General features: G+C 64.8%; 20 protein-coding genes. 13 read left to right on the top strand and 7 right to left on the bottom strand.

The features are described from left to right. The first annotated feature begins 215 nt into the window (after positions 1 to 215). The 7 genes from ybeY (at position 216) to EEB18_RS16445 (ending at position 7094) form a co-directional block, all read left to right on the top strand. Positions 216 to 722, top strand: a complete 507-nt coding sequence (gene ybeY, locus EEB18_RS16415) for an rRNA maturation RNase YbeY (protein WP_187141832.1) — start codon at positions 216 to 218, stop codon at positions 720 to 722. A 19-nt stretch (positions 723 to 741) separates the two neighbouring features. Further along, positions 742 to 1680, top strand: coding sequence for a hemolysin family protein (locus EEB18_RS16420; RefSeq protein ID WP_056346603.1), 939 nt, complete (start codon positions 742 to 744; stop codon positions 1678 to 1680). A 38-nt stretch (positions 1681 to 1718) separates the two neighbouring features. Further along, entirely contained in the window at positions 1719 to 2873 is a 1155-nt protein-coding gene (locus EEB18_RS16425; RefSeq protein ID WP_187141831.1) for a glycosyltransferase family 4 protein, read from the top strand. Positions 2874 to 2912: 39 nt separating this feature from the next. After that, positions 2913 to 4199 carry a replication-associated recombination protein A gene (locus EEB18_RS16430; protein ID WP_187141873.1) on the top strand — a complete coding sequence of 429 codons (1287 nt, stop codon included), beginning with the start codon at positions 2913 to 2915 and terminating at the stop codon, positions 4197 to 4199. Between the two features lie 372 nt (positions 4200 to 4571). Continuing rightward, the gene (locus EEB18_RS16435; RefSeq protein WP_187141830.1) at positions 4572 to 5327 is read left to right on the top strand and encodes a hypothetical protein; all 756 of its coding nucleotides are present in this window, start codon (positions 4572 to 4574) and stop codon (positions 5325 to 5327) included. A 14-nt stretch (positions 5328 to 5341) separates the two neighbouring features. Continuing rightward, entirely contained in the window at positions 5342 to 5695 is a 354-nt protein-coding gene (locus EEB18_RS16440; protein ID WP_187141829.1) for an MmcQ/YjbR family DNA-binding protein, read from the top strand. A 1-nt stretch (position 5696) separates the two neighbouring features. After that, positions 5697 to 7094: a serine hydrolase domain-containing protein gene (locus EEB18_RS16445; protein WP_262407964.1), complete on the top strand. Its 1398-nt coding sequence runs from the start codon at positions 5697 to 5699 to the stop codon at positions 7092 to 7094. Here EEB18_RS16445 and EEB18_RS16450 read toward each other — a convergent pair. Continuing rightward, positions 7091 to 7501 (bottom strand): GFA family protein, encoded by a 411-nt coding sequence (locus EEB18_RS16450; RefSeq protein WP_187141828.1) that lies wholly within the window; start codon positions 7499 to 7501, stop codon positions 7091 to 7093. The two genes, EEB18_RS16445 and EEB18_RS16450, sit on opposite strands and share 4 nt — an antisense overlap. Positions 7502 to 7707: 206 nt before the next feature. On the opposite strand from EEB18_RS16450, the gene EEB18_RS16455 reads away from it, so the two are divergent. Together EEB18_RS16455 and EEB18_RS16460 are read left to right on the top strand one after the other, a co-directional pair. Then, on the top strand, positions 7708 to 8718 hold the full coding sequence (locus EEB18_RS16455) for a glycosyltransferase family 2 protein (RefSeq protein WP_187141827.1): 1011 nt from the start codon (positions 7708 to 7710) through the stop codon (positions 8716 to 8718). Beyond that, on the top strand, positions 8715 to 10367 hold the full coding sequence (locus EEB18_RS16460) for a hypothetical protein (RefSeq protein ID WP_187141826.1): 1653 nt from the start codon (positions 8715 to 8717) through the stop codon (positions 10365 to 10367). The genes EEB18_RS16455 and EEB18_RS16460 overlap by 4 nt, the downstream gene beginning before the upstream one ends. Here EEB18_RS16460 and EEB18_RS16465 read toward each other — a convergent pair. Both EEB18_RS16465 and EEB18_RS16470 read right to left on the bottom strand, forming a co-directional pair. Then, on the bottom strand, positions 10364 to 11209 hold the full coding sequence (locus EEB18_RS16465; protein WP_187141825.1) for a hypothetical protein: 846 nt from the start codon (positions 11207 to 11209) through the stop codon (positions 10364 to 10366). The two genes, EEB18_RS16460 and EEB18_RS16465, sit on opposite strands and share 4 nt — an antisense overlap. Further along, a complete protein-coding gene (locus EEB18_RS16470; RefSeq protein WP_187141824.1) occupies positions 11202 to 11846 on the bottom strand; it encodes a class I SAM-dependent methyltransferase in 645 nt (214 codons plus the stop codon). The genes EEB18_RS16465 and EEB18_RS16470 overlap by 8 nt, the downstream gene beginning before the upstream one ends. A 227-nt stretch (positions 11847 to 12073) precedes the next feature. On the opposite strand from EEB18_RS16470, the gene EEB18_RS16475 reads away from it, so the two are divergent. Then, positions 12074 to 13042, top strand: coding sequence for a phosphatase PAP2 family protein (locus tag EEB18_RS16475; protein ID WP_222943108.1), 969 nt, complete (start codon positions 12074 to 12076; stop codon positions 13040 to 13042). A 6-nt stretch (positions 13043 to 13048) separates the two neighbouring features. Here the strand turns inward: EEB18_RS16475 and ptsP are convergent, their stop codons facing one another. The 3 genes from ptsP to EEB18_RS16490 form a co-directional block, all read right to left on the bottom strand. After that, complete coding sequence (gene ptsP, locus EEB18_RS16480) at positions 13049 to 15343, bottom strand: phosphoenolpyruvate--protein phosphotransferase (protein WP_187141823.1); 2295 nt, start codon at positions 15341 to 15343, stop codon at positions 13049 to 13051. A gap of 69 nt (positions 15344 to 15412) precedes the next feature. Further along, a complete protein-coding gene (locus EEB18_RS16485; RefSeq protein WP_262407965.1) occupies positions 15413 to 16195 on the bottom strand; it encodes a hypothetical protein in 783 nt (260 codons plus the stop codon). Between the two features lie 25 nt (positions 16196 to 16220). Beyond that, the gene (locus EEB18_RS16490; protein ID WP_187140226.1) at positions 16221 to 17225 is read right to left on the bottom strand and encodes an NAD(P)H-dependent flavin oxidoreductase; all 1005 of its coding nucleotides are present in this window, start codon (positions 17223 to 17225) and stop codon (positions 16221 to 16223) included. A 200-nt stretch (positions 17226 to 17425) separates the two neighbouring features. On the opposite strand from EEB18_RS16490, the gene EEB18_RS16495 reads away from it, so the two are divergent. Next, entirely contained in the window at positions 17426 to 17596 is a 171-nt protein-coding gene (locus tag EEB18_RS16495) for a YezD family protein (RefSeq protein ID WP_082544952.1), read from the top strand. A 107-nt stretch (positions 17597 to 17703) separates the two neighbouring features. Continuing rightward, the gene (locus EEB18_RS16500; protein WP_187140227.1) at positions 17704 to 20229 is read left to right on the top strand and encodes a TonB-dependent receptor; all 2526 of its coding nucleotides are present in this window, start codon (positions 17704 to 17706) and stop codon (positions 20227 to 20229) included. Positions 20230 to 20301: 72 nt separating this feature from the next. On the opposite strand, the gene EEB18_RS16505 is transcribed toward EEB18_RS16500, so the two are convergent. After that, a complete protein-coding gene (locus EEB18_RS16505) occupies positions 20302 to 20442 on the bottom strand; it encodes a hypothetical protein (RefSeq protein WP_187140228.1) in 141 nt (46 codons plus the stop codon). A gap of 364 nt (positions 20443 to 20806) precedes the next feature. On the opposite strand from EEB18_RS16505, the gene katG reads away from it, so the two are divergent. Then, a complete protein-coding gene (gene katG, locus EEB18_RS16510; RefSeq protein WP_187140229.1) occupies positions 20807 to 22999 on the top strand; it encodes a catalase/peroxidase HPI in 2193 nt (730 codons plus the stop codon). Positions 23000 to 23014: the final 15 nt, after the last annotated feature.

The following is a 23014-nucleotide window of genomic DNA, read 5'->3' on the forward strand; positions in this document are numbered from 1 at the left end:
ATCGGCTGCTAGTGTGTATTGCCATATCCATACACCGTCGCAGCCGTCAAGGGTGACGGCCGGGCAACTTTTTCGCTGTCCTACATCGCACCGTCGTTATAGCGTCCAGCGATGATCCACATCGACCTTCGATCCCCTTCGTCCGCCGCCCGGAAAATGCGATTCCAGAGTGAAGTTTCTCGGTTTTCCGTCATAATCTCGCTGCGGGAATTTTCATGCTGACCGTCGAAACCCATGCCGCGACGCCGTGGCCCGACGCCTTCGATTGGGAGGCGCGCGCCGCCGAGGCGGTGGCGGCGGCGCTGGCGCTGACCCCTTTTGCATCGCTTGCCGACGCCGCGCCGCTCGTCGAAGTCGCGGTGCGCCTCACCGACGATGCCGAGGTGCACCAGCTCAACCGCGATTTTCGCGGCAAGGACAGGCCGACCAACGTGCTGTCCTTTCCGCAGGTGCAGGACGACCTGCTCGAAAGCCTGGCGAACAGCGACGACGGCGAAATCCTGCTCGGCGACATCGTGCTGGCGCGCGAAACCTGCGCGCGCGAGGCCGAAGAGAAGGGGATTTCGCTGGAGGATCATGCGACGCATCTGATCGTCCACGGCGCGCTCCACCTCGTCGGTTACGACCATATGGACGATGCCAGCGCCGGCGCGATGGAGGCGCTCGAAGTGAAAGCGCTTGCATCGCTGGGCCTCGCCAATCCATATGCGGATGAGATTTAGCAGGGAAACACGACACATCATGCCCGACGACCAGGGGTCTTCGAACCGATCGGAAGAGGACAGTAGTAGACCCGGCCTGTTGGCCGGACTGAAGACATTGCTGTTCGGCGGCGACAAGGAGCCGTCGCTGCGCGAGCAGATCGAAGAGGTCATCGACGAGGCCGAGGAAGAAGGGCAGGAACGGCGCGGCAGCAGCGTCGTCGGCGACCTTTCGCCGATCGAGCGCAAGATGCTCCGCAATCTCCTGCATTTCGGCGAGCAGACCGTCGATGACGTCGCGGTGCCGCGCGGCGAGATCATCGCGATCGACGAAAGCGCCAGCTTTGAAGCGGTCGTCGCGCTGTTCGCCGAGGCCGGGCACAGCCGCCTGCCGGTCTACCGCGAAAATCTCGACGAGGTCGTCGGCATGATCCACATCAAGGACGTCTTCGCGGTGCTGGCGGAAAAGCGCGCGCCGCCGCCCTTGCTCGACCTGATCCGCCAGCCGCTGTACGTGCCGCAATCGATGGGCGTGCTCGACCTGCTCGCCGACATGCGCGCCCAGCGCACCCATCTCGCCATCGTGATCGACGAATATTCGGGCACCGAAGGTCTTGTCACCATCGAGGACCTGGTCGAGGAAATCGTCGGCGAGATCGAGGACGAGCATGACGACGAGCCGGTGCTGCTGTTCACGCCGGGCGAAAACGGCTGCTGGGACGCCGACGCACGCGCAGAACTCGACGATATCGGCGAAGCGATCGACCCGCGCCTCGCCGAGATCGAGGAAGATGTCGATACGCTGGGCGGCCTTTCGGCGGTGCTCGCGGGGCATGTGCCCGAGGTCGGCGAAATCCTTGTCCATCCGAGCGGCTGGCGGATCGAGGTGACCGAGGCCGACGAACGTCGCGTCCATCGCCTGCGCCTGCATCCGCCGGTCGTGGTCGAACTCGAGGCGCCGTCGGAGACCGGCGACTAAGATTGCCTTTGCCTGCCGAGACGATTAGCGGAGGCGGGATGGAAATTTCCGATCTCCGCATCGCGCTGTTCAGCGGCAATTACAACATGACCGTCGATGGCGCCAACAAGGCGCTCAACCGGCTCGTCGGCTATCTGCTCAGCCAGGGCGCGGCGGTGCGCGTCTATTCGCCGACCGTCGCCAATCCCGATTTCGAGCCGACCGGCGACCTGGTCAGCGTGCCGTCGATGGCGATCCCGAACCGCCCCGAATATCGGATCCCGCTCCATTTTTCGGGCCGCGTGCGCGAGGATCTCGCCGCATTCGCCCCGAACATCATGCATATTTCCAGCCCCGACCGCGTCTGCCGTCAGGCCGCGGCCTGGGCGCGCCGCCGCCGCCTGCCGGTCGCCTGTTCGGTGCACACCCGCTTCGAAACCTATTTCCGCTATTACAACCTCTCGTTCATCGAACCGGTGATCGTCGCCTGGCTGCGCAAGCTCTACCGCAAATGCGATGCGCTGATCGCGCCGTCCGAAAGCTTCGCGCAGGTGCTGCGCGAGCAACGGATGAATTACGACATCGGCATCTGGACCCGCGGGGTCGAGCGCGACGTGTTCAATCCCGGGCGGCGCGACAACAGCTGGCGGCAAAGCTGGGGCATCGCCGACGATGTCCCCGTCGTGGCCTTCCTCGGCCGGCTGGTGATGGAAAAGGGGCTCGACGTCTTCGCCGACGCGATCGACCAGCTCAACCGGCGCAAGGTGCGCCACGAGGTGGTGGTGATCGGCGAGGGGCCTGCCGGCGACTGGTTCGAATCGCGCCTGCCCGACGCCAAATTCGTAGGGTTTCAGGGCGGTCAGGACCTCGCCCGCGCGCTCGCCTCGTGCGATGTCTTCTTCAATCCCTCGGTCACCGAAACCTTCGGCAATGTCACGCTCGAGGCGATGGCGTGCGGGCTGCCGGTGGTGGCGGCGCGCGCGACGGGCAGTGCGAGCATCGTCAAGCATGGCGTGACGGGCTATCTCGTGTCGCCGGGGCTGATCACCGGCTTCGCCGACCATCTGCAGCATTATTGCCAGGATATCGGCCTGCGCGCGAAGCACGGCGCGGCGGCACTCGCCGAGAGCCATCACTATCAATGGGACGCGATCAACCAGACGGTCGCCGACACCTATATCCGGCTGATCCGTCAGAAACAGCGGCGGGGATAGGCGGCGGTGGCCGACGACCTGTTCGGTGACGATGCGCCGATGCGCGCCGCCGGCGGCCCGCCCGGCACGGCACCGCTCGCCGAACGGCTGCGTCCCAGGACCCTGTCCGAAGTCGTCGGGCAGGAACATCTGACCGGGTCCGACGGCGCGATCGGGCGGATGGTCGCCGCGGGGCAATTGTCGTCGATCATCCTGTGGGGTCCCCCGGGCACCGGAAAGACGACGATCGCGCGGTTGCTGGCGGAAGCGGTCGGCATGCGGTTTGCTCCGCTGTCGGCGGTCTTCTCGGGCGTCGCCGACCTCAAAAAGGTCTTCGCCGATGCCGAAAAGATGGCGGCGGCGGGCAAGCGCACCCTGCTTTTCGTGGACGAAATCCATCGGTTCAACCGGGCGCAGCAGGACGGGTTCCTGCCCTATGTCGAGCGCGGCACCGTGGTGCTCGTCGGCGCGACGACCGAGAACCCCAGCTTTGCCCTGAACGCCGCGCTGCTCAGCCGCGCGCAGGTGCTCGTGCTCCATCGGCTCGACCAGACGGCGATGGCGACCTTGCTGGGCCGTGCCGAGGAAGAGGTGGGCAAACCGCTGCCGCTGACCGACGCGGCGCGCGAGGCGCTGACCGCCAGCGCCGACGGCGACGGGCGTTTCCTGCTCAACCAGGTCGAGACATTGTTCGCGGCGGGCATCGCCGAGCCGCTCGACCCGGCGGCGCTCGCGCAGCTGCTCCACCGCCGCATGCCGGTTTACGACAAGGACCGCGACGGTCATTACAATCTGATCAGCGCGCTCCACAAGGCGCTGCGCGGATCGGACCCGCAAGCGGCGCTTTATTATATGGCGCGCATGCTCGTCGCGGGCGAGGAGCCGCTTTATGTGCTGCGTCGCCTCGTGCGCTTCGCGAGCGAGGATGTCGGCCTCGCCGATCCGCAGGCGCTGGTGCAATGCCTTGCCGCGAAGGATGCGTACCAGTTCCTCGGCTCGCCCGAAGGCGAACTCGCGATCGTGCAGGCGTGCCTCTATCTTGCCACCGCGCCCAAATCGAACGCCGCCTACGCCGCGCAGAAAGCCGCCTTCGCCTCGGCGCGCGACACCGGCAGCCTCGCGCCGCCCGCGAACATCCTCAACGCCCCGACCAAACTGATGAAGGACTTGGGGTACGGCGCGGGTTATGAATATGACCATGATGCCGAGGGTGGCTTTTCGGGCGCCGACTATTGGCCCGAGGAAATGGGGCCGCAGATCTATTACCGGCCGACTGATCGCGGTTTCGAAAAGCGCATCGCCGAACGTCTGGCTTGGTGGGACGAACAAAGGAAGGCGCGGGGGTGAGGACGGCTTTAGCAGCCCCAATGTTGGTCATCCCCGCGAAAGCGGGGACCCAGAGCGTCCTTAGGCTGACCCCACACTGGGTTCCCGCTTTCGCGGGAATGACAAGGTAAGGGAGTGACCGCTACCGTCCGCTCGTCCCCGCAGAAACCGCTTTCCTAATAAATCCCGGCATGATCTACCCTGTGGGATGACGGTGCCGCTTATCCCGAACTGCTTGCTGCTGGCCACCTCGGTCCACACCGGTCTTAAAGCGACAAAGGAGACATTTCGGACGCGTGCTTGCGTATCCTTTGTCTCCTTAAGGCGCGCTTGCCTCGGTCGCTGCTTCGCCTTAGCCATCGCATCGGGTCGCACCATGTCCGGGAAACAGCCATGTCTTTGACCCTTGCGCTCGCCGCCATCGCGACGCCCGTCATTTCCTGCCCCAGTGGCAGCATCGAAAGCGAATGCAGCCGCGCCGATGTCGCGGGGAAGATTGCGCTCGCGCCCGACCGCGTCGCGAAGATCGCCGACACTTGCCTCTATGATTATGGCGGTCGCTGCGGCGTCGAGGCGAGCGGGCGGATCGATGTGCCCGAACGCGGCACCATTTTGCTGTGGCAAAAACTCTCGCTCGCCCCGCGCGATGGTCCGGGCGCGTGGATGGTCGTACTGATCGCGCGCGATGCGGCGGGCAAGACGGCGCTTGCGGGCTTTGCCGAAAGCTCGGGCGTGATCGGCACCCCCGATCTCGTGTCGAGCAATGGCGAGCGCAGCCTCGTCCATGTCACCGGGACGCTGGCGGGCAGCGGCGCGGGAAACGCCGACGCGCTGTTTGCGGGCGAGGGCGCGGCGGCGAGCTGGCACCAGATCGATATCGGCGGCTGGTACGACGAAGGCGGCAAGTTGCTTCCCAAGGGCTATTGGCTGCGCGGCCCCGCCGACTTCCGCTTCGACGAGATGTTCGCGATCGTCCCGGTTGCGCGCGACGGCGACGGCAATTGCTGTCCGCGCGGCGGGCAGGCGCTGTTCGACTATTCGATTGTCGGCGATCGGCTGGTTGTCGATGGCATGCGGTTCCAGCCGATGCAGCCGGTCGGGGACGCGGTGGAGCAGGTCGTGGTGCGCCCCAAGCCGCCAAGATACTGAGAGGCGGAGCCGACATGACACCGAAGTTCGACAGCTGGGCCGATGTCGTCGCCTTTGCCTGCGCGCTCCCCGATGTCGAAATGCTGCCTTTCTATGGTACGCCCTGTCCCAAGCTCAACGGCAAGGCGCTCGCTGCGCCGGGGCGCGAGGCCGGCAGCTTCGCGGTCATGTGCAAACCCGACGAAAAGGAAATCCTGCTTGAAACCGACCCCGACACCTTCTGGCAGACCCCGCATTACGAGGGTTGGCACGCGCTGCTCGTCCGCTTCGAATCGGACGATCCCGAACGTATCGCCGATGTCCTCCGCCGCGCCTGGTGGGACCGCGCCAAAAAGCCGCAGCGGCAGGCCTTTGGCGCGCGGCCCTGAGATGCTGCGCTTCCTGATCCTCGGCGCGGCGCTGGCCTTCGCCGCCCTGCCGGCGCACGCAGCGGAACCCAATGCCGAGATCAACCGCGCGTGGGCGGCGGGTTATCGCGCCGGGGCCACCTGTTCGGCGCTGTGGAACGGCGCGGGCAAGGCGCTCGCCGATATCGAGCGCGACGAACTCACCAACATCTATCCCGAGATCGAACCCGATATCCGCCTGCAAAAGGCCGATATCGACGACAGGGCGAAGCGCGTCAGCGTGCGCTACCGCGAGGACATGCCGCCGCGTATCGCCGAATGGGACGGCGAACAGGGCTGTGTGACCTTGCCCATCGGCACGGCGCCGGGCGAGCGGAGCGGCTATCGTCCCGGCCGGCCGAACCTCGACGACCAGCCATGGCCGCTCGGCGATCGCGACGCGCTGGCACCGCGGCCGCGCAACGCTACACCTTATGAGTTGGCGACGATGGATATGGAGCGCTTCGGCGGGCGCACCAGTTCGCTACTTGTCGTCAAGGATGGCAAGATCGCGATCGAACGCTATCAGCAGGGGCACGGCCTCCACACCGCGCAGCGCACCTTTTCGGTCGCCAAGTCGATGGCGGCGACACTCATCGGCCATGGCGTGCTGAACGGCGACATCGACGTGACAAGGCCCGCGATGATCGCCGACTGGCAGACGCCGGGCGATCCGCGCGCCGCGATCACCACCGAGCAATTGATGCGCATGGCGAGCGGGCTGACCAGCGACACCGCGGGCAACCGCAGCGACGCCATTTACATGGGCGGCGCGTCGGTGCGGCAGTGGACGGTGCAATGGCCGCTGCTCAACCCGCCGGGCAGCGTCTATCGCTATGCCAACAACGACACGTTGCTCGCGGTCCAGTCGCTCAAGGCCGCGCAGCAGAAGGCCGAAGACGAAAAGAACAAACGCTCGGCGGTGATCCGCCGCGACCTGCACCTCGACCCTGCCGCCTTCTTCGACCGGCTCGGCATGACGCGCACCTTCGCCGAGCATGACAAGGACGGCGATTATATCCTGTCGAGCCAGGTATCGACCACCGCGCGCGATCTCGCGCGGCTCGGCCTGCTCTACCAGAATGACGGGATGTGGGCCGGCAAGCGGGTTTTGCCCGAAAATTGGCGCCGCTTCGTCACGACGCCGAGCGGACCGCAGCCGACCGGCGACTTCGGCTATGGTGCCGGCTTCTGGCTCTTCAACAAGTCCGACGGCATTCCCGCCGACGCCTTCGGCGCGTTCGGCAATCGCGGCCAATATATGGTCGTCATCCCTTCGCGCGGGCTGGTGATCGTGCGCCAGGGGTATGATGACGGCAAGGTGCGGCTCGACATCGCCGCGCTGGTCCGAGCGATCGTCGAGGCGGACGGCAGGCGCTAGCCCGGATAGCGCTCGAAGGTCGGCAGATCGCCGAGCGTTTCCATCCAGCCGATGCGCTCGGCGGTCTGGATCTGCACCTGTGCGGGGATCAGGTCGGGGTCGTCGAGCGTTGCGGACTGGACGTCGATCTGGCCCGGGAACACCGCGTCGCTGGTGTAGAAAAGCCCGGTGCCGCAATCGCCGCAGAAATGGCGACGGCCATGGTCGGATGAGGCATAGATTTTCGGCGTGCCGGTGACTTCCAGCTCGTCCTGCCCGACAAGCGCCCAGCCGACGAGCGGCGCGCCGGCGTGGCGGCGGCAGTCCTGGCAGTTGCACAGCGCGTGGTGGACGACGGTGGTCGGCATCGAATAGCGGATGGCGCCGCAATGGCATTGGCCGGTGGCGCGGGTGGGGGTCTCGCTCATGTTCCTCTCCTCGGGACTGAGGGGAGAACATAACATAAACATGGTCGGAGTCCAGTCGGATAGCGGGCGGCGTTAGCGGGCTGTTAACCACAAGCTTCTAGGGCGGTTACGACGGAATTTTGGGGAGTTTCCATGGACCATATGCGCTCCGCCGCGCCGGCTCTTGCCGGGTTGCGCCCAGCCGCGTTTTCGCGAGCGATGCTGCCATGACCAAGCTGATCATCCAGATTCCCTGCCTGAACGAAGCTGACGATCTGCCGACCACATTGGCCGCACTGCCGCGTCGGATCGCGGGCATCGACAGCATCGAAATCCTCGTTATCGATGACGGCAGCACCGACAATACGGCGCAGGTCGCTCGCATGTGGGGGGTGCAGCATGTCGTGCGCCACCGCACCAACCGCGGGCTTGCCGCCGCGTTCCAGTCGGGCATCGACGCGGCGCTGCGCGCGGGGGCCGACATCATCGTCAATACCGATGCCGACGGTCAATATGCCGGAGAGGATATCGAAACGATCGTCCGTCCGGTACTCGAAGGACGCGCCGACATCGTCGTCGGCGATCGGGGCGTCGCCGACAATGTGCATTTCGGTCCGATCAAGCGCCAGCTGCAGAAGCTGGGCAGCGCGGTCGTCCAGCGGCTCGCCAATGTCGAGGTCTCCGACGCCGTCAGCGGCTTTCGCGCGATCAGCCGCGAAGCGGCACAGCGCATCAACATCACCACCGAATTCAGCTATACCACCGATATGCTGATCCAGGCGGGACGCAAGCGCCTCGCGATCCTCAGCGTGCCGATCCGCACCAATGCCGCGACCCGGCCCTCGCGCTTGTTCAAGTCGATCCCGCGTTTCATCATGAACACCGGCATCACCATGGCGCGGGCCTATACGACCTATAACCCGTTGCGCGCCTTTGTCGGCCTCGGCCTGTCCATTGCCTTTTTCGGCTTTCTGCCGATCGTTCGCTTCCTGTGGCTTTACGCGCAGGGTGGCGGCGACGGGCATGTCCAGTCGCTCGTCATCGGCGGGGCGCTGCTGATCCTCGGCGCGCTTGTTGCGGTCCTCGGCGTGCTGGCCGATCTGATCGCCTCCAACCGCAAATTGATCGAGGCAAGCCTGACCCGGCTGCGCCATATCGAGGATCATCTCGAAAAATCGGTCGAGCCAGGCGAAGCTTCGTCCGAGAGCGACAAGCCGGTGCGCAGGCGGGCGGGTTGATCGTCGCCGCCTTCACGCGCGAGGAGGGAGTGCGGCGCTGGTGGCTGATCGCAATTTTTGCCCTCGCGATCTTGCTCCAGCTCGAACTGGTCTTCAACCGGCCGGTGAACTGGGATGAATTTTTCCATCTCAGCGAAGCGCATGCCTTTCATCAGGGTCGCCTGACCGAAGCATTGCAGGTCTTTTACGCACGCGCCTTTTTCTGGCTGCCGCTGCTGCCGCTCGACGCGATCGACCAGATCCGCGTCGCGCGGCTGTTCATGCTCGGGTTCGAACTGTTCACCCTCTATGCCATCTATGCGATGGCCAGCCGCTTTTCCGGGCGCCTTGCCGCCGCACTGGCCGCGCTGGCTTATGTCACCGGCGGCTATGTCTTCCAGCACGGATTTTCCTATCGCGCCGACCCGATGGCGGCGGCGTTCCTGATGGGGGCGCTGTGGATATTGCTCGCGAGCCGCCTCGACAGGACCGCGATCCTCGTCGCGGCGGTGCTGGCCGGTCTCGCGGCGCTGACGACGATCAAGGTCGTCTTTTACGCGCCGGCCTTCGCCGGGGTCGCGTGGCTACGCTGGCGCGAAGCCGAACAGCCGCGGGGCGTCGCGATGCGGCTCGTCGGCTTTGGCATCGCGGCGGTGATCTTTGCGTTACTTTTCATCGGGGCCACGGTGCTCAGCCTCCCCGATGTCGGCCATGGCAGCGCGGCCCGGACGGTTTCGACGTCGGGCATGATGATGTTCGACGAGGGGCTTTTCCCGCGCTGGCAATATGGCCTCGGCGCTATGCTCTCGGCGCCCCTGCTCGCCATATTGCTCGTCGCAACGCCGTTCGCGCTTGGGTCGCCCAACCTCTCGCGGCCACAGCGTGTCGCGTTGGTCGGCCTGTTGTTGCCGCTCGCCAGCTTCCTCTTCTATCGCAACGCCTTTCCTTATTATTACGCCTATATCCTGCCGCCGGCGATGGTCGCTGCCGCCGTCGCGATCGAGGCGGTGATCGGGCGACTTTCGGCGAAAACCCTGTCGGTCGCCCTGCTTGCCAATGCCCTGCTTGTCAGCCTGTCGACCCCGCGCGAAACCCTGTCGACGCAGCGGCAACTGCTGGCCGCAGTGCACGAGATATTTCCCGAGCCGGTCGCCTATTTCGACTATCCGGGCATGATCGTCGGTTTTCCCAAGGCCAATTTCTTCATGACGTCGTGGGGGATGCGAAAATATCGGGCGGGCTTTGAAGAAGCGCTGGTCGACGCGATGGACCGCGAGGTCGTGCCGCTGTTGATCGTGAATCACGACACGCTGGAAGCCAACCAGCTAGGGCTGGCACCGGCGGGTGCGATGCTGGCTCGCGATGCGGAGGCGCTGCGCAAGGGCTTCATCCAGCATTGGGGGCCGATCTGGGTTTCGGGGCGGCGGTTTGCGTCGAACAATGGTCCCGAATCTTTCGAAATCCATGCGCCAGGCCGCTACACCGTCGAAGGGGCGAGCGGGCGCATCGATGGTGTTCTTCATCTGGCGGGACAGAGCGTCGTTCTGGCGCGCGGGCCGCATCGCTTCGAGCCGGCGACGCCGGGTGACGAGACGATCCTGCGTTGGGGCGATCATCTGAAGCGCCCGGCCAAGCCCTTTGTCGGCGGACCGGTCTTCAGGGATTTCTAGGCGCGCCGCCCGGTCGCGAGGGTCGCGAGGCCATAGCCCAGATCGCCCGTGATCGAAGACGCGCGCAGCGCGAGTGTCGCCGCCAACGCGGCCGCGGCGGGCAGCGAGGCGCCCGCCAACGCCAGCAACGCCGCTTCGCGCACGCCGATCCCGCCGGGTGCGACCGGCACGACGAAGCCAGCCAGCCATGCGAGCAGAAAGAGGGCGGCAAAATGCGGCAACCCGGCATTGGCGGGCAATATGGCCCAGCCGACCAGCGCCGCCGCGGCAGCAAAAAGGGAAAAGGCGATCATCTGAAACGCCAGCGCGGTCATCAGCCGTCGGCGCATGACCAGGAGCGCGCCGACCAACGCCGCGGCACCGAAGCCGGCGACAATCGGGAGGCGCGCGAATGCCAGGCAGCCGGCGGCAACCGACAGGCTGCTCACCAGATGCAGGCCGATCTCGACCAGGCTCGCCTGCGCTAGCTTTTTATGCGCGAGCCCGGCCTTGGCGCCGCCGACCTGGCGACTGACATATTGGAATATCGAACCGGGAAGATATTTCATCAGCACGCCGCGCGCGTAAATGCCGGCAAGCTCCTGGCGCGGTATCTGGCCGTCGGGGTCGGCCGTTACAGCCCATCCGCGTTCGAGCGCGCGATCAGCGGCTGCGAACAAGAGCGGTGCGCCGACCATCGCCGCGCCGAACTGCCAGGTGACATGCGGTTGCAGCGTCGACCAGTCGAGCCGCCAGAGCCGGTCGCCGAGGAAGGCGATGCTCGCCGCCAGCGCTACACCGCCAACCCACCGCCCGATCCGGTCGATCGACGGGCGCCGCGGCCCAGCGGCGACGTCAGCCACGCAGGAAGCTGGTGAAGTCGGGGTAGGGGACACAATAGGACCGGCCGAAGTGGCGTTGCTCGGGCAAACCGCAGGTTTCGATGGCGTGGCGATAGCGCCGCCGCCCGCTGTCATCGAACAGGATCACGCCGCCGGGCTTCAGGTGCGGAACCGCGCGTGCCAGGCACTCGGCGCGGCGGCGGCCATCGACGACGATCATGTCGAACAGCCCGCCCGCCTCGTCGATCGCGCCGATATAGGCGTCACCGGTCAGATCGCGCTGCCACAATTCGATGTTCGCAAAGCGCGCGACCATCGGTTCCAGCCGCCGATGCCAGTCGGCATGATGCTCGACCGACATAACCGACCCGGCGCGCCGGGCGAGCCAGATCGTGCTGGCGCCGGCGCCATATTCGAACACGCGGGCGCCGGGGCGCGCGCGCAGATAGTCTTCCGCTTCGCGCGTTGCCGCGACGTTCCACCAAGGCAGGTCGAGCGCCACCATCCGATCGATGTCGTGGATCGCCAATAGGGACGCCGTCCACCGCTGCCATCGATAGGCATCGCTGGTGCGGGCGTCGTCGCTGAGCTTTTCCAGCGCGCCCAACCCCGCAATTGCATGCATCATTCCGGAATAGGTACGTTTGACGAGTTGCATGAATCCTCCTGTCCCGGAACGGGCGACAAGATTATATTAACCAAGAACCTCCTAGCGAAAGGTTAACAACCCGATCGCGCGCGCCGACCCTGGCGAAGGGTTCGAGTCATGTCCGAAGCCCGAAATTAGACCTTTGTTAACCTTGATATGGCAGTTCGGCGATGCGGAGGGGGCGCTACGAGCCTGTTTGCCGCAGGTGACCTACTCCTAATCATTGGCGGTGATCCATGCGGCTTGGCCTGCGCAACATTCCCCCAGAGATCGCGATCGCCGGTGGAACCCTGGCGATCATGTTCCTCTTCTCGCTGCTTTTGGGTTTGCCGGTGGTGACACCTTCGGGCGACCGGGCGGCCTTTGTCGGCGTACATTATATCTATCCGCTGATCGGCGTGGCCCTGTTGGGGGTCGCAACCTTCATCGCGGGCAAGCGCGACGTCGCGGCCAGCTTCCTGATCGCCTTGCCCTGCTACGTTGTCATCCTGTTTGCGCACTTCAATCTGAAGCTGTGGATTCCACACATCAATCCCGTCATGTACGACGATGTCTATTGGGCGACGGACGAGCTTTTTCGGCCGATCGTCGATCTTTGCGTCTATATGCGAAACAATATATTTGGCTTCGTTTCTGAAGATTCCAATTTCTACATGGTTTCGTTCATCGCACTATTCTACACCAGCTTTCTATATCATGCGATCAAGACGCCGGCCCATTTCCGGACATTGGTTGTGGCGGTGCTGTTGCTGCAGGCGTCGGGCGCCTTGGCCTATCTGGTGGCGCCCGCGATCGGCCCGTTCATCTATGAGCGCGGAGTCGATGCGGGCATTACCACGGGCCAGTTGAGCATGCTGGAGTTCTATCGGAACTCCGTCGCCCACGGGCCGGCCTGGCTCGCCGAGAACGGCAGCGCCAATTTCACCGTCGGCCTCGCGGCGATGCCGTCGCTGCACGCCGGCGGCGCCTTTCTTTTCTTCCTTTTCGCGTGGAAGCACGGCCGAATCCTCCTGCCGCTCTATTCGGTCATCCTCGTCTTCATCCTGGTGACGTCGATCGCCAGCCGCTGGCACTATGTCGTCGATGCTCCCGCCGGGCTTGCCCTCGCGTGGGTGTGTGTCCGGCTCGCGGAGCGGATCATGGGCAAGGCAAGAGATGCGGCTGCGCCGGACCCGATCGACACGGCGGTGCCCGCGGCTGCCTGAATTGCGTCAGTCGCCCAGATCGACCTGATGCGCCTTGGCCCAATCGGCATATTGGGCGCGGGGGGTCGATGACGGCTGGGCGAGGATCGCGGGAATATCGCGGCGCAGCGCGGCAAGGTCGAGCGAGCGGATCATCGCCTTAACCGGGCCGACCCCCGCGGGGGTGATCGACAGTCGCTCGATGCCGATCCCCAGCAGCGCCATGGCTTCCAGGGGACGCCCGCCCATCTCGCCGCAGACGCCGAGGGTGACCTTCGAGCCCGCGACGGTCTTCACCACGCGCGACAGGAAACGCATCACGATCGGCGACAGCCAGTCATAGCGCTCGGCGAGGCGCGGGTGAGCGCGGTCGGCGGCGAACAGGAACTGCGTCAGATCGTTGGTGCCGATCGACAGGAAGTCGAGGTGCGGCAGCATCAGGTCAAGCGTCTCGGCGAGCCCCGGCACCTCGAGCATCGCGCCATAGCGGATCGCCACGGGCAATTTCTTGTTGTGCTTGGCGAGCCAGGCGCGCTGGCCGACGAACAGCGCCCGCGCCGCTTCATATTCCCATGGCTCGGACACCATCGGGAACATGACGTTGAGCGTCCGCCCCGCCGCCGCTTCCATCAGCGCGCGCGCCTGGACCTTGAGCAGGCCTTCGCGTTCAAGCGCGAGGCGCAGCGCGCGCCAGCCCATCGCCGGATTTTCCTCGAGCACCGTGTCGGTGTTCATATAGGGCAGCGCCTTGTCGCCGCCGATGTCGACGGTGCGAAAGATCACCGGCCGGTCGCCCGCTGCGTCGAGCACGTCGCGATAGAGGCGCTGCTGACGCTCGCGTTGCGGCATCGTCGCCGACACCAGGAACTGGAACTCGGTGCGGAACAGCCCGATACCGCGCGCGCCGGTCAGATCGAGCGCCGCAATATCCTCGCGTAGCCCCGCGTTGATCATCAGTTCGATCGACACGCCGTCCTTGGTCACCGCCGGCAGGTCGCGCAGCGCCGCAAGATTGGCGCGGCGCTTCTGCGAAACCTCCAGCTTGGCGTCGAAAGCGTCGTCTGTCGACGGGCTGGGACGGACGTGTACCGTCCCATCGGCCGCGTCGAGCAACAGCATGTCGCCGTCGCGGATGACGGTGCGGACATCGCGCACGCGCCCAATGACCGGCACCCCCATCGCGCGCGCGACGATGATGACATGCGCGGTAAGCGATCCTTCCTCAAGGACGACGCCTTTCAGACGGCGGCGATCATATTCGAGCAGTTCGGCAGGGCCGAGGTTGCGCGCGATCAGGATCGAATCCTGCCGCAACCCCATCTGCGCCGCCGTGCCGAGCTGGCCCGAAACGATCCGTATCAGCCGATTGGAGAGGTCCTCAAGGTCGTGCATCCGGTCGCGCAGCAGCGGATCGTCGATCTGGCGCATCCGCATGCGGGTGCGTTGCTGGACGCGCTCGATCGCCGCCTCGGCGGTCAGGCCGCTGTCGATCGCTTCGTTGATCCGCCGCGACCAGCCCTCGTCATAGGCGAACATCTTGTACATCTCGAGCACTTCGTCATGCTCGCCGCCGACGCCGAATTCGGCTTGGCTCGCCATGCGGTCGATCTGTTCGCGCATCTTGTCGAAGGCCGCGTAAACTCTGTGGCGTTCGGCTTCGGTATCCTCGGCGACGGTATGCTCGATGACGACGCGCGGCTGGTGGAACACTGCGACGCCGCGGCCCATGCCATCGACGAGTTTCTGGCCGGTCAGCCGCTGGCTCGACTGGTCGGCCTCGGCAGCGTCGATCCGTGCGGTGGTGTCGACCAAGTCAGCGTTGGCGATCAGTTCGGACAGTACCATCGCGACGGTCTGCAGCGTCTCGATCTCGATATCGTCATAGCGGCGCGGGTCGCTGTGCTGGACGCAGAGCACCCCGACCGCACGCTCGCGGCGGATGATCGGCACCCCGGCAAAGCTATGGAACAATTCTTCGCCGGTTTCGGGGCGATAGGAGAAATCGGGATGCGCCGCCGCTTCGTCGAGGTTGAGCGTCTCGATCTGTTCGGCGATCGTGCCGACCAGACCTTCGCCAAGACCGAGGCGCGTGACATGCACCGCCTCCTGCTTCAATCCGCGCGTCGCATAAAGTTCGAGCGCGCCCTCGCGCAGCAGATAAATCGAGCAGACCTCGCTATCGAGGCATTCGCCGATGATACCGACGACCTGGTTGAGCTTGCCCTGCGCGTGGGTGCGCGCGGCCATCACCTCGTGCAGCCGCGTCAGGATCGTGCGCGCCGACTGGGCGGCTGTCGAGGGCGGGGGCGGGGCGTTTGTCATGTCCCGACGGTGCTAACAGATGCCGTGCCTCGACGCCAAGGGCGTGCGTGAATATTTACTGTTCGCCGCCTAGTTGCCCGGATTGGTCCCGGGCGTCGTCGGACTATAAGCGGCGCCCGGCGCGGTCGTCGTCGTCGGGCCATAGATCACGCTCGGGTTTGTCGTCAGCGGGGCCGGTGCGCTCATGATCGGCGGCGGGGGCGCATATTTGGCGTCCCATTCCATGACGTCGAGCTGGTATTTCGCATAGGCTTCATAGAAATCGACGAAGGGCTGGTCGAGCCGCGCAAGATGGGCTGGTGCCTGCGCGACGACGTCGGCGGGGGGCGTCGTCGACACGATCTGCGCGACCTCGTTGGCGCGCGCGCAGAAGGCGCGCTGGGCAGGCGGCTGCGCGAAATAGTTGAACAACTGGGTCGACAGGCGATCACGCTCCTTGATGCCGTTCGTCTTGTTCGCCTTGCCGAGGTCGGTGATGACGGTCTTTTCAGTCGCCTTGATCGCTTTGCCATGCGACTTGATGATATTGTTGTAGGCTGAAACCAGAGTGGCTTCCTCCAGCCCGCGGCAGCCGATCGCGGCGACGTTCAGCGCGATCTTCATCTGCCAGAAGGCGCGGTCGCCGGTGACGTTGCTGTTCGCGGTCACGAAGCGTCCGTCGATCGCGCGACCGGGCAGGATCTGGGTCAGCGAGGCGTTGCCGGGCGGCAGCGGGCGCGGCGGTACGATGATCACGACCGGCGGCGGAGGGGGCGGGGAGGCGGCGGCGGCGGCGGCGGCGGCTTGGTGCAGCCCGCGATGCTCGCAAGCAGTCCGACGACGATAATCTTCCGCAACAAAGTCATGCTCCACTCCCCAGCCGCCAAATCATGCGGCATCAACCCCGGGCCTGCAAGGCGGCTTCGGCCTGCTGCACCAGCGACGCGATGATTTCCCCCACGGTCTCTTCGCCGGTTACCATACCGACAGATTGCCCTGCCATTAACGAACCGTTTTCGACGTCGCCGTCGATCACCGCGCGGCGCAGCGCGCCAGCCCAATAATGTTCGATCTGCAACTGTGCCTCCAGCATGTCGACGCTGCCGCCGTCGAGCAGATTGGCGACTTCGCGCTGCTTGGCGGTGAATTCCTCGGTGCCAGCATTTTTCAGCGCACGCACCGGGATGACAGGCAGACGCGGGTCGATCTGGACGCTGGCGACGGCGTCACGCGCCGAAGCGCGGATGAAGGCCTTTTTGAAATTGGGGTGCGCGATGCTTTCGGTCGCGCAGACGAAGCGAGTGCCGAGTTGGACGCCCGAGGCGCCCATCTCCAGATAGCCCGCGATCGCCTCGCCGCGGCCGATGCCGCCGGCGACGAAGATCGGCACCTCGTCCGCGAGCGCGGGCAGGATTTCCTGCGCCAGCACGCTCGTCGACACGGGGCCGATATGTCCACCGGCTTCCATGCCCTCGATCACCAGCGCGTCCACGCCGGAACGGACCAGCTTCTTGCCCATCGCCAGCGTCGGCGCAAAGCAGATCACCTTCGCGCCGGATGCCTTGATCGCCTCGAGGCTGCCCTTGGGCGGCAGGCCGCCGGCGAGCACGACATGGCCGACGCGATGCTTTGCGCAAATGTCGATCAGGTCGAACAATTGCGGGTGCATGGTGATCAGGTTGACGCCGAAAGGCTTGGTCGCGAGCGCCTTGGTCGCCGCGATCTCGGTATCGAGCAATTCGGGCGTCATGGCACCACAGGCGATCACGCCGAAACCGCCGGCGTTGCTGATCGCGCTGACCAGGTTTCGCTCCGAAACCCAGCTCATCGCACCGCACAAAATCGCGTATTCGCTGCCCAGAAGCGCGGTTCCGCGCGCCATCAGATCGTTAATTTTTGTCATCGCACACGCCTTTGCCAGCACTGGGAGTCGCGCGCAATCCCTAGCGTCCCGCGCGTGCAAAACGCGCCGATCGGCAAAATTTCGCTTGGGCGTGCGAACCGGGCCTTTCGCCGCAGAAAGCAAATCAATCATTGTCAACTAAATCGATTGGCATATGCTTGTGGACGAATCGACAGGGTGTCGCAGGGAAAGGGAAACAAATGTCCGCTTCAGCAGAAAAGGCTCCGGTCCAGCGCGAGGCTGTGTCGCGTTCCGTCCAGACGGTGCTCGACGCGCTTGAAAAGCTGCGCTTCGGTGCGATCCAACTTACCGTGCATGAAGGCAAGCTGGTGCAGGTCGATATCACCGAGCGCCATCGCTACCCGAACTGATCCATCTCCCAAGGGGGCTAGCCTTTGCCCCATCCTTAAAATGCCGCAGACCGGACCGCCGGATGTGGCAATTTTTCGTGCAACTTCAAAGCAACAGGAAAATTGTCATGACCGCGAAATATCCGTCCGTGCGCGGCCGCTTGTCGGTGAGTGCCATCACCCTATCCTTCGTGCTCGCTTTCGCGGCGCAGCCGGCCACTGCGGCGGAGGGCGCCACGACTGCCGATGAGGAAGCCGCCACTTCGGCCACCGCCACAGCGCAGGATGATGATGTCAGCCGAGGCGATATCATCATCGTCACCGCCCGCCGTCGCCAGGAAACGGCGCAGGAAGTGCCCGTCGCCATCTCGGTGATTCGTGGCGATTCGATCGAGGCAACCGGCAATTTCAACGTCGTGAAGCTTCAGCAGCTTGCGCCGACGCTGCAGGTCTATACCTCGAACCCGCGCAATACCTCGGTGAATATCCGCGGACTTGGTGTCCCCTTCGGGCTGACCAGCGACGGTTTCGAACAGGGCGTCGGCATTTATGTCGACGACGTCTATAATTCGCGCGTCGCCGCCGCGACGTTCGACTTCCTCGACGTCGATCAGGTCGAAGTTTTGCGCGGGCCGCAAGGATCGCTTTACGGCAAGAACACGACGGCTGGCGCGATCAACATCACGACCAACCAGCCGACCTTCGATTTCGAGGGCCGCGCCGAAGTGACCGTCGGCAATCTCAATTTACGCCAGGCGAAGGCGGCGGTCTCCGGTCCGCTGTCGGACAAGATCGCGGCGCGCATCGCGATCGCCACCACCAGCCGGCGCGGCACTTTGTTCAACACCCGGACCGACCGCTGGATCAACGAGCAGGACAATCTGGGCCTTCGCGGCCAGCTTCTGTTCCAGCCGAACGAGGATCTCAGCATCACGCTGGCCGGCGACTACAGCAAGCAGGACCCCGAGTGCTGCGGCACCGCCTTTGTTCGCGTGGGGACGACGCAGCGGGCGCTCACCCGCCAGTATGACGCGATCATCGCGCGGCTTCAGGCCGCCAACCCAAACTACAATTACATCGTGCCGAGCCGCAACGTCTATGATCGCCTGACCGACATCGATGCCAGCCTCAACGCCGGCAACAAGATCGGGGGCGCTTCGTTGCGCGTGAAGTGGGATGTCGGTCCCGGCACCTTCACCTCGATCACCGCCTGGCGCTTCTGGGACTGGCTGCCCGAGAACGACCGCGACTTTACCGGCGCTTCGGTCGTCGCGAGGTCGCAGAACCCGTCGCAGCAGGATCAGTATAGCCAGGAATTCCGCTATAATTACGAAGGCGACAAGATCGACTTCGTCGCCGGCCTGTTCGGTTTCAGACAGCGGATCGATACCCAGGGTACCGAGCAGCAGGGGATCGACGCCACGCGCTACAGCCTGGCGCCGTCCACCGATCCGACCAATGTCTATAATCGCCCCGAGGTCCTCAACGGCCTGACCGCCTCCAATACCCAATTTCTGAAGGCCGACAGCGCGGCATTCTATGGGCAGCTCAGCTATAAACTGACGCCGGAACTGACCATCCAGCCGGGTATTCGCGTCAATTACGACAAGAAAGAGGGCTTTTATCAGCGCGTCGTGACCACAGGGGCGGGGCAGGTGATCACCAGTTGCGCCCCGACGGCCACCGCCGGCAATGCTGTGCTGACAGCGCAGTGCGGCGTCTATCAGCCGCAGCTTACCGCACCTTCGGTGAGTGACTGGAACTTCAGCTACGACCTGAATGTGAATTACAAGGTCGCGCCGGACGTGCTGGCCTATGCGACCTATGCCAAGAGCTTCAAGACGGTCGGCATCAACCAGAACGGCCTGCCGCTCGATACGAACAATCAGCCCGTCCTCAGCGCCAGCACGGTGAAGCCCGAATCGGTCAACCATTTCGAAGTCGGCCTCAAGACCCAATTCTTTAACCGCCTCGCCACCTTCAACCTCACCGCCTTCCGCACGGAGATCAAGAATTTCCAGGCGACGGTGAACGGCGGCCAGTTCGGCACGGTGCGCGGCTATCTGGCCAATGCGGAGAAGGTGGTTTCGCAGGGGCTTGAAGCGGATTTCAAGATCCGCGCCAGCGACCGCTTCACGGCCTATGCCAACGGCGCCTATACCGACGCCAAATATCAGAAGTTCACCAGCGCGCCGTGCCCGCCCGAACTGTCCGGCGGCACGACCGCCGGTGTCGGCGTGACGCCGGGCGCGGCGGGTGTTCCCGGTGCGCTCAGCCCGCGCCAGTGCGATATCTCGGGCCAGCGCCTGCCGGGCGTGTCGAAATATGCCTTCTCCTACGGCGCCGAAGCCAATGCTCCGGTCACGCTGCTGGCGAAGGAAGGCCAGGTCTATTTCGGCATCGACGGCAATTACCGTTCGCATTGGAATTCGAACGCGTCGCCGTCGATCTACACCAACGTCAAAGGCTATGCGCTGACCAACTTCCGCGCCGGCTTTCGCGGCGACGGCATCGACGTCTTCGCCTGGGTCCGTAACGCCTTCGACGTGAACTATGTCGATCTGTTGCAGGTCGCACCCGGCAACACCGGTCTGATCGCCGGTACGGCCGGCGATCCGCGGACATGGGGCGGGACGATCAAGGTCAGTTTCTGATCCCCACCGCCTTCGGATAAAGGAAAAGGGGCCGCTCCGGCAGGAGCGGCCCTTTCTCATGCAGCCTGCCTGTCAGCGCTGCTGCTGGTTGTCGCGGTCCTGGTCGGGCCGCTGACCGCCCTGCTGGCGATCCTGGCCGCCCTGCTGTTGCTGCTGCTTGCGACGTTGTTCCTCGTCGCGCTGCTGCTGCTCGTTGGGGTTTTGGTTAGCCACTTGCTCTCTCCTATTTGCCGCGCCGGGGGTGGGCGTGACCCTCGATCAACCCTCGGGCCGTCCCGCTGTTGCATCCGCCGCGCCGCCTTTCGCCGGGGCGTGGCGGCGGCGCGACCAACGTCATTTCCTTGCCGCAACCCGCGACGCTGTGATCGGTTCGTTCAATGACTGAATTCAGCTTATTCGGTTATGTCGATGGAGGGGTGCCGCCTATCCTTTCCATCCCAAGGCGAAAGGATGACCCCATCGACTCGCGGCCAGCCCCTGTCGAAGCCTGTCCCGCGACCTTCGCGTCGGCGCGTCATGCGCCGGTCATCGCCCGCCGCCACGATCAGCAAACAAAAAACCCCAAAGGAGAGACTGCATGAACGACCAGACCCCCATCGGCAGCGGTTGCCCGGTTCACCAGCCCGGCGGCGTTCGCGCGCTGCTCGGCCGCACCAACAAGGATTGGTGGCCGGATATGCTGGCGACCGAGATCCTTACCCCCAACGGCTCGTCGAACCCGCTTGGCGACGATTTCGACTATTCGAAGGCGTTCGCGTTGCTCGACTATCGGGCGCTGAAGAATGACCTGACCGCGCTGATGACCGACAGCCAGCCCTGGTGGCCGGCGGACTATGGCCATTACGGTCCCTTCTTCATTCGCATGGCCTGGCACGCCGCGGGCACCTACCGCACCGCCGACGGGCGCGGCGGCGCCAACAGCGGGCAACAGCGTTTCGCGCCGCTCGACAGCTGGCCCGACAACGGCAATCTCGATAAGGCCCGGCGCCTGTTGTGGCCGATCAAGCAGAAGTACGGCAACAAGATCAGCTGGGCCGACTTGTTCATCCTGACCGGCAATGTCGCGATCGAAAGCATGGGCGGCCCGGTCTTCGGTTTCGGCGGCGGCCGTGCCGATGTGTTCGAGCCCGAGCGCGACATTTATTGGGGTTCGGAGGACAAATGGGTCAATGAAGGTGTGCAGACGCGCATCGACCCCGACAAGGGCCTGGAAGCGATCGAAGGGCCGCTCGCCGCGATCCAGATGGGTCTGATCTACGTCAATCCCGAAGGTCCGGGCGGCAACCCCGATCCGCTGCTGTCGGCGCGCGACATCAAGGAAACCTTCGAGCGCATGGCGATGGACCATGAGGAAACCGTCGCACTGACCGCGGGCGGCCACACGTTCGGCAAGGCGCATGGCAATGGCGATGCCTCGCTGCTCGGCGCGGCGCCTTCGGGCGGCGACCTGGCGGCGCAGGGCTTCGGCTGGGTCAGCAGCCACGACAGCGGCGGCATCGGCCAGCATGCCGTGACCAGCGGCATCGAAGGCGCGTGGGTCAACACCCCGACCGAGTGGTCCGAGAACTATTTCCGCCTGCTGCTCGACTATGATTATGAGCTGGTCCACTCGCCCGCCGGTGCGCAGCAGTGGCAGCCGGTGAACCAGAAGGAAGAGGACAAGGCCCCCGCCGCCTGGGACCCGAACATCAAGGTTCCGACGATGATGACCACCGCCGACATGGCGCTGAAGGTCGACCCCGAGTTCCGCGTGATCAGCGAGAAATTCCGTAACGACCATGACGCGTTCAAGGACGCCTTCGCTCGTGCATGGTTCAAGCTGACCCACCGCGACATGGGGCCCAAGGTCCGCTACCTCGGCCCCGAAGTGCCCGCCGAAGACCTGATCTGGCAGGATCCGATCCCTGCCGGCGCTGCACCCTCCGACGCCGACGTCAAGGCGGTGAAGGACAAGATCGCCGCCAGCGGCCTGACCGTCAGCGAACTGGTCAAGGCGGCGTGGGCCTCGGCGAGCACCTATCGCAAGTCGGACTTCCGCGGCGGCGCCAATGGCGCGCGCGTGCGGCTGGCGCCGCAAAAGGACTGGGAGGTCAATGAACCGGCGATCCTCGGCAAGGTGCTGGGCACGCTCGACGGCCTGCGCGGCAATCTGTCGCTGGCCGACACGATCGTGCTGGGCGGCGTGGTCGGCCTGGAAAAGGCGATCAAGGATGCGGGCTTCGGCGTGACGGTGCCCTTCACGGGCGGTCGCGGCGATGCGAGCGCCGAACAGACCGACGCCGACAGCTTCGCGGTGATGGAGCCCGAGGCCGACGCCTTCCGCAACTATCTCGGCAAGAAGAAGCTGGCGGTGAAGACCGAGGAAATGATGCTCGACCGGGCGTCCTTGCTGGGTCTGTCGGTTCCCGAAATGACCGTGCTGGTCGGTGGCCTGCGCGTCCTTGGCGCCAATCACGGCGATCGCGGTCATGGCCATTTCACCAAGCGTTCGGGCCAGTTGACCAACGACTATTTCGTCAACCTGCTCGACATGACCAATGTGTGGAAGGCCGTCGATGGATCGGGCGACGAGGAATATGTCGCGACCGACCGCAAGAGCGGCGGCGAAACCTGGCGCGCCACCCGCGCCGACCTGGTGTTCGGTTCCAACTCCGAACTGCGCGCGGTTGCCGAGGTCTATGCCGAGACCGGCCATGAGGAGAAGTTCGTGAAGGACTTCGTCAAGGCCTGGACCAAGGTGATGAACGCCGACCGCTTCGACCTTGCCTGATCGGTAATAGCGACG

The organism is Sphingopyxis sp. OPL5 (assembly GCF_003797775.2).
GTDB lineage: Bacteria > Pseudomonadota > Alphaproteobacteria > Sphingomonadales > Sphingomonadaceae > Sphingopyxis.